The following is a 15010-nucleotide window of genomic DNA, read 5'->3' on the forward strand; positions in this document are numbered from 1 at the left end:
CAAAGTCGCAGAGTGAAAAAGAAAAGCCCATTCCCACTGCATAGCAGCTGTCTGGAATGAGCCTTACTTTTACATACTAAAACGTTCGCGATATCCGCATTTACGGCATAACTCTTCAACCACTTCACGTCTCGAAAAGCCTTCGAATAATCGATTCGCTCGTTCACCTTCCACGATTTCGGAGAATGGTGTGTGGTTAATATTCCCTAGGTTAATAACCCCTTCCCCATCTAGGCAACAAGGAATGACGGTTCCATCAACGAGAATACCTGCTTGATTGCGCAGCGCATGGCAAAAGCCAGGTCCCTCAATCTCCTCCGCCTTCAAATCCGGCCACTGGAACTCATGATCCTGATTCAGATAGACGCGATCGGCGAGCTTTACGCCAGTACCGCGGACGAATTTCTCATCGATTTTGTAATCGAGCTCGAACTCTTTCTCTAGCAAATCCAGTACTTCACGATTCCGATTCCGTTCCAAATTCGTCTGATTATCGGTATCCAAATTCCATAATCGGAAAGAAATGATAACATTCGATTTGGCGACGATTTCCTTGGCAAAACGGAGAATGCTTGTCACATAACCTTCTTTATCCTCGGAGCCTTCATGACCATCAAAACTGTGCAGGGAAAAATTCATTTGACGAAGTGCCGGTTTATCAAGCAGTTTGTGCCTATTTTTATTAATAAGCGTCCCGTTTGTTGTTATATTTACTTTGAAGCCCTTTTCGTGACTCAAGTCTAGTAATTCGTCGATTTTGGGATGAAGCAACGGCTCACCCTTCACATGCAAATAAATATGATCGGTATGCGGCTTAATTTGATCAAGGATATTCGTAAACGTATCTATTTTGATGAAATTCGCTTGACGTTTCGTTTGAGGACAGAATGTGCAAGCCAAATTACATACGCTCGTAATTTCAATATAAAACTTCTTAAACTTCTTCATGGTCGGACTCCGTTTCTTGTGCACTACTACTATGATAGAGGCTATTATACCAAGCGAAGCGGCTGAATGAAAGGATTTCACACTTTTTAGAAAAACAACTGCACCATCCAGCCAATAAAATACGCTGAAGGTACAAGAAAAACTTGTGCTAGAAGCGTTCCTAGGAAGCGTGTTGTCATGAGTAAAGCGTAGATTTTGCCTAGCTGCTTACGTTGATCTTCGTCATGCAATGCTTTATCAGTAATGAGTCCCAACTGGGGATCGATGAATATAGTGAGCAAAATCGTCGCAATTCCGTTGATCAGACCCGACGCTTGTGAGGCTGTAGTTGCATAATCTGGCCATAAATGAGCTGCATATAAAGAGGCCAGAACACCTACGGAATAGAAAGCCGTCACGACAATATTGATGAATAGGAATCGTTTGGAAATGCCGAGATAACGAAACTGACTTAGCTTCACTTTAGGCTTTTTGATATATTTGGTCGTGTTCTTCAACTGTGAAATCGTCACATTCGTGAGCATCTTCGGCAGTGATCCTGCAAGTTCGAGGCGAGCAATGACTCTAGCACTTAAGTTGATAAAAGTAGGAAATAGCGCAATCGCGATGATCGTCCCAATTGACGATGCTAACAGTGAAATGCGTAGATAGCGCACCAAATCAAACGTGGGCTCATGTTTGGCAAAATCCACAAAATTCGCCGTCATCGGCGCCTGAATCAGGTTCGCAGTGCGCGATACCAGTACGACGATACCGACAAGTGAAAGTGCCACTGCTAGTTTGTTCACCCGCACCCCTGCATAACGAATGGAGTATGACAGTGTCTCTGCTGTGTGAATGATCATCGTCAATATGAAAACCAAAATGAGTGTGTTGATCATGCGAAGGGTTCATCCTTTACTTGAGTGATAGGTGGGAGAACGGGTACGAAAAATAGATGGAAAAACGAAAACCAAAATGGAAGCCATAATGGAAGCCAAAACGAAAACCCACCTTCTGTTGGTAGCATTGGGTGGGTTTCTTGGTGATTGTGGTGAAGGATAGAGTGGGTTCGAGTGGCAAAATCTAGCCTCGCGCCCTCCTGATCTTGGTTTGGGTGAGTTACTTACCTCAATCCACTCTGTTCAGAGTAGCTGCCTGAAATAGATGGAAATATTGTCGTTAATTTCGCTGATTTCACCAAGCTGGACAATTTAAATGGAAAAGATGTAGCTAATTTCACGGGTTTCAACGTTTGCAGCGAATTCCGGTGAAATTAACTACAGGAAATCCAGTTAAAATAAAATTTTGTGCGAAATTGTGAAGATTAGCTGTAGTTTATACAGTTAATTGATTTAATTTGTTTAAGAGCCTAGGTGTGATGTTATTGATTGAAGTGACGACAGACTAACTTAGCTATGTTTTTATTTTTATTATTCGTGACGCAACTCGGATTACCTTCATTTGGTAATCACAAAAGGCACAAGAATTACAGACTAAGCCTTACGGTCGTCCCCGTACCACAGCTCCCGGAACGTGGAGCTGTGTCGTAATAGTTCCTCCGACGTGCCCTCCGCCTCGATGCGGCCATCTTTCATCACGATGATGTGATCGGCGCGCGTCAACGCGGTTTTGCGGTGGGAGACGACCAGACACGTCGCTTCACTGCGGCGCTGGAACATCCGCTCCCAGAGCTTCTGCTCCGTCTCGACGTCGAGCGCGCTCGACAGGTCGTCGAAGACGTACAGCTCCGCGTCCCGCACGAGCATCCGGGCTGCGGCGGTCCGCTGCGCTTGGCCGCCGGAGAGCTTCACCCCCCGCGGGCCGATGACCGTGTCCAGCCCGCCAGGCAGCTGCGCGACGTCAAACTCGAGCACCGCCGCGTTCAAAGCCTGGGGCAAGCTATCGCCTTGCTCAGCTTGCCCGAGCAAAATATTATTGCGCAGCGTATCGCTGTACAACCGCGGCACCTGCGCGGTATAGGCGCTCTGCGGCGGTGTAAAGAAGGTGCCCGGATCCTCGACGGGCACACCATTCCACGCAATCGTTCCGCCCTCCTTGGGCAGTAGCCCAAGAAGGGAACGAACCAGCGTGGTTTTGCCAGATCCGATCGTTCCCGTGATAACGGTGAACGATCCTCTTTGCATAGCGAAGTGAATGTCAGCAATACCTCTACCCGTATCCGGGTAGGTGTAGCTGAGCCCATTCACTTCCAATCGTTGCAGCGGAGGCGCAACGACGCTGTCTTCCTCTTGATCTTGATCTTTTTCTAGCTTTAGCTCTTCCTTCACAATCTCCTTCTTCAAATACAACGGCTTCACCATCGTCAACACCTTCGCCGACGCGCCTTGCAACAAGAAGGTCAATCGCTCCAGCGAAACACTCATTTGCTTAAAGTACGTGATAAACTTCCCGACATTCGTAATAAACTGCGTCACGAAGGTCAAATAGTAAACGAACAAGGCGAGGTCTCCGACAGTGAACGTCCCTGCTCTCATTTTCGTCCCAGCCAAAAGAAGCAATAATCCTGTCCCCAGGTTGACCGAATTCGAGAAAACGGAGTCGAGTAATTCACTCATCAGTCGATCTTTCAGCATGGCTTTGCGACGCTGATCACCGAAACTGCTGAATCGCTCCATGACTCTTTTCTCTGCGCCAGCTACTTGAATGGCCTGCACATTGCCGAACATTTCGCTAATCTCCCCCGTTACTTTCGAGGTAGATTCTCTACTCGCTGCGCGATATTTCTGCAAACGAACAGTGGCAAGTTGTGCAGCAGTGATGACAATGACGATGGGCATAAACACGAGAAGTGTCATTTGCGCATCGATACGAATCAATATGTATCCGGACACGAGGGCGAAAACCGTCATCCCAAACACATCAACCGACCAGCTAGCCGCTTCCTCGGATTGATCCACATCGTCTCTGAAATGGCTAATTGCTTCTCCTGGCGATACTGGAATGGCTTGTGCACCTGGTTGCTTCAGAACATGCTCTAGCAAATTACGGCGAAGCAACATCCCCATGCGAAAGCGGAAATGCACATCCGTAATGAATCCAATGATGATCAATAGGATTCGTCCCAATGCCGCTCCGATCAGCAACGCGATCAATCCCCACACGCCAAACTTCAAAGTGGCATTCCCCGTCAACGTATCGAAAAAAGCTTTTGTAATAAGCCCTGGCGCAATAGGAGCCAAATAAATGATGGTCCAGGCAAGAGCATTAATGAAATATCGGAAAGGTTTATACATGATAAGACCTTTTAAATACTGAAACGTTGTCATGCCAACACCTCCTCTAACCCTGTCGCGAGCAATTGGCTGAAGCGGGAATTCGGGTCGGCGGCCAGCACTTCTCTTCGACCTGATTCCAGCACACGCCCTCCATCCAAAATAACGATGTAATCAGCCCGCTGAACGGTGGCAAGTCGATGGGCAATCATAATGCAGGATCGCTCCGTTAACAATTTGGAAACGGCTTTCTCCATACGTTGCTCTGTCAAAGGATCCAGACGAGATGAAGCTTCATCCATAATAACCAGTCCCGGGTTCGTCAGGAATACGCGTGCAAAAGCCAACAACTGCGCCTCTCCAGCAGATAAGCTGCTTCCCCCTGATGCGAGTCCGGTATCCAAGCCATCTGGCATCGCTTCATACCAAGCACCCAAGCCAAGTTCATGAAGTACCGCAACAATCTGTTCATCCTCAATCGACGCATCATAAAAGGTTAAATTATCGCGAATTGTCCCTTGGATGATTTCAATATTTTGTGTCACTAGCGCTACACGCTTCCGCAGATCAGCTAGCTTACAAGCGCGAATGTCTGTACCGCTAAGTGCAATCACACCACTCTGCGGATCATAGAATCGCAATAATAACCTTGCAAGCGTCGACTTTCCACTCCCGGTTCGACCAAGCAAACCAAGGACCTCACCCGGCTTCAAAGTCATCGTCAAGTGATCAATCGTCGGCTGATCGTCATCATAACTGAATACGACATCCTTGAAATCAACCCCAAGAGGTCCATCAGGAAGCTGAACCCCAGGTCCATCTTGAATCTTAGATTTAATTGCGAATAGCTCTCGAATACGGGAGATACTTGCATCTGCTTTTTGCAGATCTTCCATTTGCGTCCGGATCTTCTCGATCGGCTTAGCAAGTAATTCCGTGTAAAAGAAAATTAAATACACAGTACCTAAGGAAATATGATTGCCATGCCATAAATAGGCGCTGATCCCGAACGCCATCGCATTCCCTAACGCAAAAACGAAGATCGACATGTTCCACATCGCACAGAAACCGAGGAAAGCTTTGACGCGTAAAGGCAGCATTTTACGGAGCATCGTATAGAAGCGATTCATCACGAAGCGAACCGCACCATTGGCGCGAATATCTTCCGTTCCCTCCAAATGTTCCCCGATAAACCCATAAAACTCTGCATTTGCTTGCCGCCATCCCGCCCAAACAGGCACAGCAAACTGACGAATCCACTGAATCATGTAAATCGCACAAACGACGAAAACAGCCATTCCCACACCAATTAACCAATTTTCCCGGAATAAAAGGACAAGAATACCCGCCATAAGCAGCACATTCCCAAACAAATGAATGATCATGCTCGAAAAGAAATTCGCAAGCGCATTCACATCCCCATCCACACGTTCGATCAGCGAGCCAGAAGTATGACTTTTATGAAAAGACATATCCAGCGACAGACAGTGTGAGGCTAAATCAACGCGCAGCTTGTTGGTCGTTTTCCAACCGACATTTTCACTAAAATACGTCGCAATCACAGATACCAGCTGCTGCACCAATGCAAATCCGATAAACAGAAGCGCCGCAGTAAAAAGTGGCTGCATCGCCCCTTGCGACTGTGCGGTATCAATGAAATAGCGGATAATTTGCGGATTAATCAACTGCAGCCCAATAGATGCGAACAACAGAAGAGTTAGTCCAATCAGCGTCCCCTTCTGAGGGAACAAATAGCGGCCCAGCAGCTCGCGGTATTGTCCCATGGAGTTGCTGTTTTTTCGATTTTTCTTCATTGTTATGGAGTCCTCCGTATTCCTCTCGACGTACACTCCATCATACTAAATTGACTCCTTCTCGACAACGGACTGTTTGGCTAAAATGAAAAAAACCGCCTTTTTGGCGGTGGCTAATCGTACCATATTTAGTGGAATCCGTTTTACAGCAAGCGTTGGAGCGCAGCTTTTCAACTCATCCTGCTAATGTAGTGATGTTTTTTAGCACTACAAACGTCACCCATACTCAAAAATAGCGCGATGTAATCATCTTCTTTTTCGTATAAAACTCAACGCCGTCTTTCCCGTTGGCATGCAAATCGCCATAGAATGAATCCTTCCAGCCCGAAAAGGGAAAAAAGGCCATCGGCGCTGGCACTCCAACGTTGACGCCAAGCATCCCCGCTTCGACTTCCTCGCGGAATTGGCGTACAGCTTTCGCATTCTCCGTGTATATAACTGCTGAGTTTCCGAAGCGGGACTGATTGACTAACGCCAAAGCGCTAGTCAAATCCGCTGCGCGGAATAACGATAAAAGGGGTCCGAATATCTCCTCTTTCGCAATCGTCATCTCCGGTGTGACATGATCGAATATTGTGGCTCCGAGGAAGAAGCCATCGCCCGCACACGCCTCCGCGGTTCGTCCATCGATCAGTAGATCAGCTCCTTCCGCGATCCCTTTCTCAATGTAGCTCGCGATCCGCGAACGCTGCTCATCTCGGATGATTGGCGTCAATGTGACTTGCTCCTCCATCCCACTGCCAAGCACCAACTGTGCAGCAGCTTCTTTCAAACCGCCAACAAACGCATCCCCATCGCCCACAACAACAACTGCGGAACAGGCCATACAGCGTTCTCCTGCAGAACCGAACGAAGACATGATGATATTCTCGATTGTTTTCTCTGGATGCGCATCGGGCATCACGATATGATAGTTCTTAGCGCCTGCGAGGGCTTGCACCCTTTTACCAGCAGCGGAGGCTCGTTCATACACATATTTAGCAACAGGCTGCGAGCCAACAAAGGATACAGCTTTGACAGATGGAGATGTCGTCAGCGCATTGACCACATCGTGGGCACCATGCACGACATTCAGTACACCATCAGGGAGTCCAGCTTCTTGCAGTAATGCGGCTAATTTCATAGCTGTTAAAGGTGTACGTTCGGAAGGCTTCAAAACGAAAGTATTCCCAAGCGCAATCGCGAGCGGAAACATCCAGCATGGTACCATCATCGGGAAGTTAAAAGGTGTGATACCTCCGACTACACCAAGCGGTACCCGAAATAATTCGGAATCCATGTCCGCAGAAATATTTGCAAGCGTCGTCCCCATCATGTGAGACGGTGCGCCAGCTGCAAATTCTACACACTCGATGCCGCGCAGCACTTCACCAAGTGCTTCTTTGTAGCTTTTCCCATTCTCTCGCGTTATCAACTCAGCGAGTTCATGCTCGTGAGCTTGGAGCAGCTGCCAATAATGAAATAAGACTCGTGCACGTTTGGGAACAGGCGTTCTACTCCATGATTCATACGCATCATGGGCAGCACACACAGCTTGCTCTACATCCTTAGCACTGGAAAGCGGCACACGCGCAATCACTTCTCCTGTTGCAGGATTGATGACATCACTCATTTCACCACTTGTTGCGTCTACCCAAACGCCATTAATAAAATTTTGCAGGTCCGTCATGGCCGTTCATCTCCTGGGGCAACAAATTTTCTCCACAAGTCATTGGACACATTGTATAATAGGGTTCATTCCCTTACTTTTCGCAATTACGTCAACTTTCCTTACATGAAAGTGGTGATTTCGCTTGGTACAGACCCTTTTGCAATTAACCGTCCACGATATATTGCAGCGACCGCTCTTTCATAAGGCCGAAGCAATTGCTACTGAAGAAGCTCTGGCCCGTAAAGTTCGCTGGGTTCACATTATGGAAGTCACGCAAGTCGGTCACCTTTTGAATGGAAACGAACTCATCCTTAGCACGGGAATTGGTTGGCAAGATAATGAGGAAACGAGCCTTTCGTTCCTGCAGCAATTGATCGACAACGGTGCTTCTGGCCTGTGTATCGAGCTTGGCACCTATACGAAGCAACCGCTTGAGAGTATGAAGGCGATTGCCCTGCAAGCGAATTTCCCACTTATTTTTTTCCATGAAGAAGTCCGTTACATTGATATCACACAGGATTTACATACGCATTTCATTCACCAACATCACAAAATGGTATCCGATCTAGAATCACTCTCCACCAAGCTCAATCAGCTGCTTCTGTCAGGCAAAGGTTTGCAACCACTTCTTAAACTCTTGCACGAGACGACCCAAACACAGGTTGCTTTTTTCCCTTTCGATACGGATACTGCCGTTTTCGTACCTTCACTTCCCGTAGCTGATGGTGCAGCGTTTTATGAGAAATGGATATATGGCGAAATGTTTCACCTTACGGATGTCAAAAACACGTTAGCCCATCGTCCAATCCTCGCACTAGAACATTTGTTCGCAGACCTGCTTTTATATGCCGAACAAGAGCTCAGCGAGTTCCAAATCCTTGCTTTGGATCGATGTGCAACTGCAATTGCCCAAGAGATGATGCGCACAACCTATATCGAAGAGAAAACCCGCTACAAACAGGATCTGTGGGTGACCGATTGGTTAGCCGGCAAGCATTCACTTCAGGATATTCGTGACTATGTCATGTCCATCAAACCTCCAATGAAACTAGGTTCAATTATTCTCTGTGTCTTCGATAAAGCCCTAGGAAGCAATGGATCCAGAGAGCAGGAAACACTCCTAATTCAGAAACAAATGATCGCCCGCTCCTTATTCGAAAGAGAAGGCTTTTATTTACTCCCTACCGTGTATGAGCACCGTATCGTCTTCATCCTCTTCGATCAAATGCCGTCTGGAACTAGCCATGAACGAATTTTACGTACGATCCAGCGCTTTCATAAAACGCAAGAAACACAGCTATTTCCAGCACTAATGGGCATTGGCCAAACAATTACCGATCCGCTCCACATTCAAGTCAGTTATAAAACTGCCTTACAAACGCTAGAGATCCAGAAAGATATCGGTGTTCTCCCGAAGCCTTTCTATCACGAACTTCACGTCTACAAAGTGATCCTGCTTATGAAACAAACTGGCGAACTTACTTCCTACATTGACGGGTATCTCAGCGGGATTATCGCCTATGATCTCGAGAAAAATGGCCAGCTGCTGAAAACATTGCACATGTATCTAGCTCTATCCGGTTCGAAACAGGAAACAGCAAAGGAACTGTTCATTGTTAGGCAAACGCTATACCATCGGCTGGACAAAATTGCTGCGATCCTCGGAGACGATTTCATGCAGCCACAAAAGCGAATCGCACTCGAGCTCGCCCTACATGGGTACGAATATTTGAACGGAGCTATCCATTAAGCTTTGGTTTTGCCTTGCGACAAAAGCACATTGACGTAATACTTCCTCGCGTTCGCCGTCGTCAAATGAAGCCGCGCCGTTTCACCGCCGGGGTGCTCGAGATCCAGCCATGCCCCTTCTAGATCCTCGAGCACACCGACTATTTTGAATTTCAGGGCGACGTAGCCGTCAAGTTTTTGCTTTTCCGATTGAAATAGCTCAAATTCAGACATGAGGAACACCTCCTTGGACTCTTTCCTTCTTCGCCTGACTCACCTGCGAGGATGATGAAACATATGTTCCCCTCTTGATGAATTGGCCATTTCCGGCTTCGCCTACGAATTGTTTATCCCGAATGACATAGGCTCCGCGAGACAACACCGTCACTGGCTCCCCTGTAATTTCAATGCCTTCGAACGGATTATAATCCACGTTCATATGGTGGGTCTCGGCGGAGATCGTGCGCTTCACATTCGGATCAAAAATCACCATATCCGCATCCCCGCCGACCGCAATCGTCCCCTTTTTCGGGAATAGACCAAACAGCTTCGCGCTTCGCGTCGACACAATGTCCACGAACTGATTCAGTGTAATTCGGCCTTTCCCTACCCCTTCAGAGAACAGAATAGAGAAACGATCCTCGATACAAGGCCCGCCGTTGGGAATTTTGCTGAAGTCCCCGAGCCCCAAATCTTTTTGACCGTTCCAATTAAACGAACACTGATCTGAGCCCAACGTCTGCAGCTGCCCCGTTTTCAATGCATTCCACAGCACGTCTTGGTGAAACTTCGGCCGAAGTGGCGGAGACCATACGTATTTCGCACCTTCGAAATTCGGCTTTTCCAAATATGTTTGATCGAGCATCAAATACTGCGGACACGTTTCTCCCCAGATATCGACTCCACGATTGCGTGCTTCTGTAATTTGCTGCACAGCCTCTTCACACGTCACATGCACTACATAGAGCTGAGAATTGGCTAGTTCTGTGAGCTTCGCAGCACGCCCTGTCGCTTCACCTTCAATTAGGGATGGCCGTGTCAACGCGTGATAAATCGGATCCGTCTGACCCGCTTCGAGTGCTTCTTTAATCAAATACTCAATTACATCACCATTCTCTGCGTGTACCATCACGAGTGCGCCATGCTTTTTCGCCTCAAGTAAAGTCCTGTATAGTGTGCCGTCATCCGCCTGAAAGACGTTCTTATAAGCCATAAACACTTTAAGTGACGTGATGCCTTCATCATGAATCATGCTCGGCAGCTCTGCCAGCACCTCATCGTTGATTTCCGCAATCATAAGATGGAAGCTATAGTCAATGACGGCTTTGCCTTGTGCTTTCTGATGCCATGTCTGAACAGATTGATGGAGCGGTTTCCCTTTATTCGTCAAACAGAAATCGATCACCGTCGTCGTTCCCCCAAAGGCCGCAGCTATCGTGCCTGTCTCGAAATCATCTGCAGTGACCGTCCCGCCAAATGGCATATCCAGATGGGTATGTGGATCAATACCGCCAGGAAATACATATTTCCCTGTGGCATCTACAATTTCGGCCCCTTCGCGTGCAAGGTTCAACCCGATTCCCGTAATAAGCCCATCTTCAATAAGAATATCCCCTTGATAATGATCCGTTGCAGTGACAATCGTTCCATTCTTAATGAGTTTGGCCATGACTACACAGCCTCCTTCTTATCGGCATCTTTTCCTTCTGTCAGCTTGGCAACAGCCGTTTGACGCTCGTTCCACGTCATTGGCTCCTCGGTTCCCTTCACCTCAACCATGGAGATCGCTCCATCTACGGGGCACACAATCGCGCATAAGTTACAGCCTACACAGTCTTCTTCCCTCACCTGCAAAAAGGACTTCCCTTGCTCATCCGTATGTCGCTCAATGCATTGATGCGAGGTATCCTCGCAGGCAATATGGCACTTATTGCAGTTAATACACGTTTCCGTGTCGATCTTGGCAACGACGGCATAGTTCAAATCCAAATTTCCCCAATCCGAATAGCGCGGAACGGATTTCCCGATCAGTTCGGAGACGCTGGCTAATCCTTTTTCATCCAAATAGTTGTTCAGCCCATCGATCATATCCTCCACAATCCGGAAGCCATGATGCATGGCGGCTGTGCACACTTGGACACCTGTTGCACCCATAAGCATAAATTCAACCGCATCGCGCCAATTGGAAATGCCGCCAATGCCGGAAATCGGAATGTTCACCCCTGGATTACGCGCGCAATCCGCAACCATATGAAGGGCAATGGGCTTCACAGCAGGACCGCAATAACCTCCGTGTGAGCCTTTGCCGCCGACATGTGGAATCGTGTTCCACGAGTCTATGTCAACGCCTGCGAGCGAATTAATCGTATTGATGAGCGAGATCGCATCTGCCCCGCCACGAACCGCTGCTAAAGCGGTGCTCGTGATATCCGTGATGTTCGGCGTCAGCTTGACGATCACAGGTGTCTGTGCCGCTTCCTTCGCCCACATCGTCTGCGCTTCTACAAGATCAGGCTGCTGCCCAGACGCCGCTCCCATTCCACGCTCCGCCATACCGTGCGGACATCCGAAGTTCAGTTCAAGGCCGTCTACGCCAACGGCTTCGACCTTCTTGACGATCTCATGCCACTTCTCTCGCTTGGGCTCAACCATCAGAGAAACCACTAGCGCATGATTTGGAAATCGCTTCTTTGTTTCATAAATTTCCTTCAGATTAACCTCCAACGGACGGTCAGTGATCAGCTCGATATTATTAAATCCTGCAACACGTTGTCCGTTAAAATGTACAGCTGCGAAGCGCGAGGATGTATTGATAATGGGATCACCAAGCGTTTTCCACACGGCTCCTCCCCATCCCGCTTCAAAAGCCCGTTGAACCTGATACCCCGTGTTCGTTGGCGGAGCCGATGCCAACCAGAAAGGGTTGGGTGAATTAATTCCAGCTAGATTCGTTCGTAAATCAGCCATGCTGAATCCCTCCTGATTCTGAAGTAACCCTACCTAAGCTGATGCCTCTTGCCCCTTCACCAACCCCTTATATATCGCATAAGCCGCTAGTTTACCTTGTTGTGCAGCTGATACGACCATGGCTTCGCCCTGTCCATCTCCGAAAATAACATCACCGGCTGCGAACACCTTCGGATTCGATGTCATTCCAGAAGCTGCGTCTACCAACGTTACTGTGCCCCTTGAATGAGCGAGTCCGAACTGCTCAATCAGCGAGATATGTTTCGTCTGGCCGATCGCCTTGATCACCGCGTCCACGTCGATGATAAATTCAGAACCTGCAATAGGTACCGGGCGCTTGCGACCTCCGTCATCAGTCACAAGAAGCTCCATCCGTAGACACTCGATGCCAATGACGTTCCCCTGCTCATCACCGAGGATCCGTTTCGGCGCCGTCAACCACTGAAAGGCAACGCCATCGAGCTTCGCAAACTCATATTCAAAATCATACGCGGTCATTTCTTCTTGTGTTCGTCTGTAAACGATTTGCACATTATCCGCACCAAGTCTGACAGAGCACGTAGCCGCATCTATGGCGGTATTCCCCGCGCCAATCACAGCAATTCGCTTCCCTACGAGAGACTCATCTAGATCTGGTGCCGTTTTCGTCGACTCTACGAAATCAATGGCGTCATAGACACCGGTCAATTCTTCACCATCGATGCCTAGCATGGGCACTTTAGACATCCCAACCGCGATCACCACCGCGTCGTAATCACTTATCAATTCAGCAGCACTGACGTCAACTCCGACACGTGTGTTCATCCTAAATTCAACACCAAGCTGCCTGACTTGCTCGACCTCCCAAAGCGAGATTTCCTGCGGAAGTCGGAACGATACGATGCCGTACGTATCTAAGCCGCCAGCTTGCTCCTTCGCTTCGAATACAGTCACCTTAAAGCCGAAGCGAGCTAACTCACGAGCTGCCGCAAGTCCCGCAGGTCCGCTGCCCACAACCGCAATCGTTTTACCATTACTTGCCCCTGCTTTAAATAAAATCTGCTCATTCTTAATGGCCCAGTCGGTTGCATACCGCTGCAACTGGCCAATTAAGATAGGCTTGGACGAATGATTGAGAACACATGCCCCTTCGCATAGTTCCTCTGTGGGACATACTCGCGAACAGGAAGCGCCAACAGGATTGGCATCCATAATCGTTCTGGCGGAGCCTTTTAGATTGCCAGTGGCGATCTTTTTAATAAAGGAAGGGATATCAATGCCTGTTGGACAAGCGTGCGTGCAAGGAGCGTCATAACAAAACAAGCACCGGTTCGATTCTTCGATCGCCTCTTTAGGCTTCATACCCGCCTTTACTTCCGCAAAGTTACGCTTCAATTCCGTTAGTGAAATAAATGTCGTACCCATCTTCGCTCCTCCTCCCTCATTTAAAGTTGCCAACTTTGTCTACAACCATCTGGCGGGCGGTTCGGTATAGAAGCTCCGTCCCCAAGGTAATATCCTCTGGGCTAGCATATTCCTTCGGATTGTGACTAATACCCGCTAGGCAGCGCACGAAAATCATGCCGTAATCGCACACATATGACATGGATAACGAATCATGAAAAGGACCACTCATAAGCTCAGGCGGGTTGATCCCCATTAAGCCCGCTTCCTTGTGCAGCGCAGCTTTAATCCAATTCGCACAATAGCGAGGATCGCTATTCGTATCTTCTCGAATTGTATAAGTGAGTCCATGCTCACAGGCTACGTTCTCGATGACACTAAGGAGTTCCGCCTCAAGCGCGTTTCGACGGCAGATATCGATGTCTCGTAAATCAATTGTAAAGCTGACTTTCTCGGGGATAATGTTGCGAGAATTAGGAAAAACCGAAAGTGACCCGACAGTCCCAACGGTTGGAGCGCTTGGTTCACGACGAACAAGTTCGTTCAGCGCAACGATGATCTTAGCACTGCCTAGCAGGGCATCTTGCCGCATCGACATCGGTACGGAGCCAGCATGACCCGCGAAGCCCGTCACTTCCACGGTGAGCCATAAGGGACCGGAGATGCCGCTCACGATACCGATCGGCTCATTGAGAGATTCCAAGATTGGCCCCTGTTCGATATGTAGCTCCAGAAAAGCGCCAATTCGGCCATCTTGGAACATATAGCCTTCCATATTCGCTGGATCACAGCCGAATTCCAACAGCGCTTCACGGCGGGTGACACCGTTTTTATCAGTACGTTCCAACTCATCCGCTTCGAGTTTACCCGTCATGCCTCTTACACCGAACAACCCTTTATTGAAGCGACAGCCTTCCTCATCACAGAAAGCAACAACTTCAACATTACATGCGGGTGTCACACCTTGTTCCACCATCGTTTGCACAGCTTCTATCGCGCCAAGCACACCGATTGCCCCATCGAACCGCCCTCCATAGGGCTGTGAATCCACATGCGAACCGAGCATTAACACAGGAGCTTCCTGATCTCTCCCGCGCCATACGCCGATTAGATTAGCGAAGGGATCGATATAAGCCTCCATACCAGCTTCTTCCATCCAGGATTTCACAAGCTCCACACCAGCTCGATCTTCTTTCGATAGCGCAAGTCTGCATACGCCCGTTTCACCGATTTTCCCAATTTGTGCTAAATCATGAATGTGCTGTCCAAGACGTTCTGCATTGATTTGGATAGGTTGCATTGTA

Annotated in this window: 11 protein-coding genes; 1 reads left to right on the top strand and 10 read right to left on the bottom strand. The window is 48.3% G+C overall.

Translation table 11 applies throughout. The features are described 5' to 3' along the window. Window positions 1-69 precede the first annotated feature (69 nt). The 5 genes from HQN88_RS00155 to HQN88_RS00175 form a co-directional block, all read right to left on the bottom strand. On the bottom strand, window positions 70-948 hold the full coding sequence (locus HQN88_RS00155; RefSeq protein ID WP_173108238.1) for a radical SAM/SPASM domain-containing protein: 879 nt from the start codon (window positions 946-948) through the stop codon (window positions 70-72). An 86-nt stretch (window positions 949-1034) separates the two neighbouring features. Then, window positions 1035-1829, bottom strand: a complete 795-nt coding sequence (locus HQN88_RS00160; protein WP_173108240.1) for a lipid II flippase Amj family protein — start codon at window positions 1827-1829, stop codon at window positions 1035-1037. A gap of 594 nt (window positions 1830-2423) precedes the next feature. After that, window positions 2424-4217, bottom strand: a complete 1794-nt coding sequence (locus tag HQN88_RS00165; RefSeq protein WP_173108242.1) for an ABC transporter ATP-binding protein — start codon at window positions 4215-4217, stop codon at window positions 2424-2426. Then, the gene (locus tag HQN88_RS00170) at window positions 4214-5977 is read right to left on the bottom strand and encodes an ABC transporter ATP-binding protein (RefSeq protein ID WP_173108244.1); all 1764 of its coding nucleotides are present in this window, start codon (window positions 5975-5977) and stop codon (window positions 4214-4216) included. Before HQN88_RS00170 ends, HQN88_RS00165 begins: the two co-directional genes overlap by 4 nt. A 226-nt stretch (window positions 5978-6203) precedes the next feature. Continuing rightward, window positions 6204-7646: a CoA-acylating methylmalonate-semialdehyde dehydrogenase gene (locus HQN88_RS00175; protein ID WP_173108246.1), complete on the bottom strand. Its 1443-nt coding sequence runs from the start codon at window positions 7644-7646 to the stop codon at window positions 6204-6206. A gap of 124 nt (window positions 7647-7770) precedes the next feature. On the opposite strand from HQN88_RS00175, the gene HQN88_RS00180 reads away from it, so the two are divergent. Next, complete coding sequence (locus HQN88_RS00180; RefSeq protein WP_173108248.1) at window positions 7771-9378, top strand: PucR family transcriptional regulator; 1608 nt, start codon at window positions 7771-7773, stop codon at window positions 9376-9378. On the opposite strand, the gene HQN88_RS00185 is transcribed toward HQN88_RS00180, so the two are convergent. Genes HQN88_RS00185 through HQN88_RS00205 form a run of 5 tightly spaced genes read right to left on the bottom strand, consistent with a single transcriptional unit; the run spans window position 9375 to window position 15006 of the window. Continuing rightward, entirely contained in the window at window positions 9375-9590 is a 216-nt protein-coding gene (locus HQN88_RS00185) for a hypothetical protein (RefSeq protein WP_173108250.1), read from the bottom strand. The two genes, HQN88_RS00180 and HQN88_RS00185, sit on opposite strands and share 4 nt — an antisense overlap. Further along, window positions 9583-11025, bottom strand: a complete 1443-nt coding sequence (gene hydA, locus HQN88_RS00190) for a dihydropyrimidinase (protein WP_173108252.1) — start codon at window positions 11023-11025, stop codon at window positions 9583-9585. The genes HQN88_RS00185 and hydA overlap by 8 nt, the downstream gene beginning before the upstream one ends. Window positions 11026-11027: 2 nt before the next feature. Continuing rightward, window positions 11028-12323: an NAD-dependent dihydropyrimidine dehydrogenase subunit PreA gene (gene preA / locus HQN88_RS00195; protein ID WP_173108254.1), complete on the bottom strand. Its 1296-nt coding sequence runs from the start codon at window positions 12321-12323 to the stop codon at window positions 11028-11030. 33 nt (window positions 12324-12356) lie between these two features. Next, window positions 12357-13727 carry an NAD(P)-dependent oxidoreductase gene (locus HQN88_RS00200; protein WP_173108256.1) on the bottom strand — a complete coding sequence of 457 codons (1371 nt, stop codon included), beginning with the start codon at window positions 13725-13727 and terminating at the stop codon, window positions 12357-12359. Window positions 13728-13743: 16 nt separating this feature from the next. Next, the gene (locus HQN88_RS00205) at window positions 13744-15006 is read right to left on the bottom strand and encodes a M20 family metallo-hydrolase (protein WP_173108840.1); all 1263 of its coding nucleotides are present in this window, start codon (window positions 15004-15006) and stop codon (window positions 13744-13746) included. Window positions 15007-15010 lie beyond the last annotated feature (4 nt).

The sequence above is a fragment of the Paenibacillus qinlingensis genome (assembly GCF_013204845.1).
GTDB lineage: Bacteria > Bacillota > Bacilli > Paenibacillales > NBRC-103111 > Paenibacillus_E > Paenibacillus_E qinlingensis.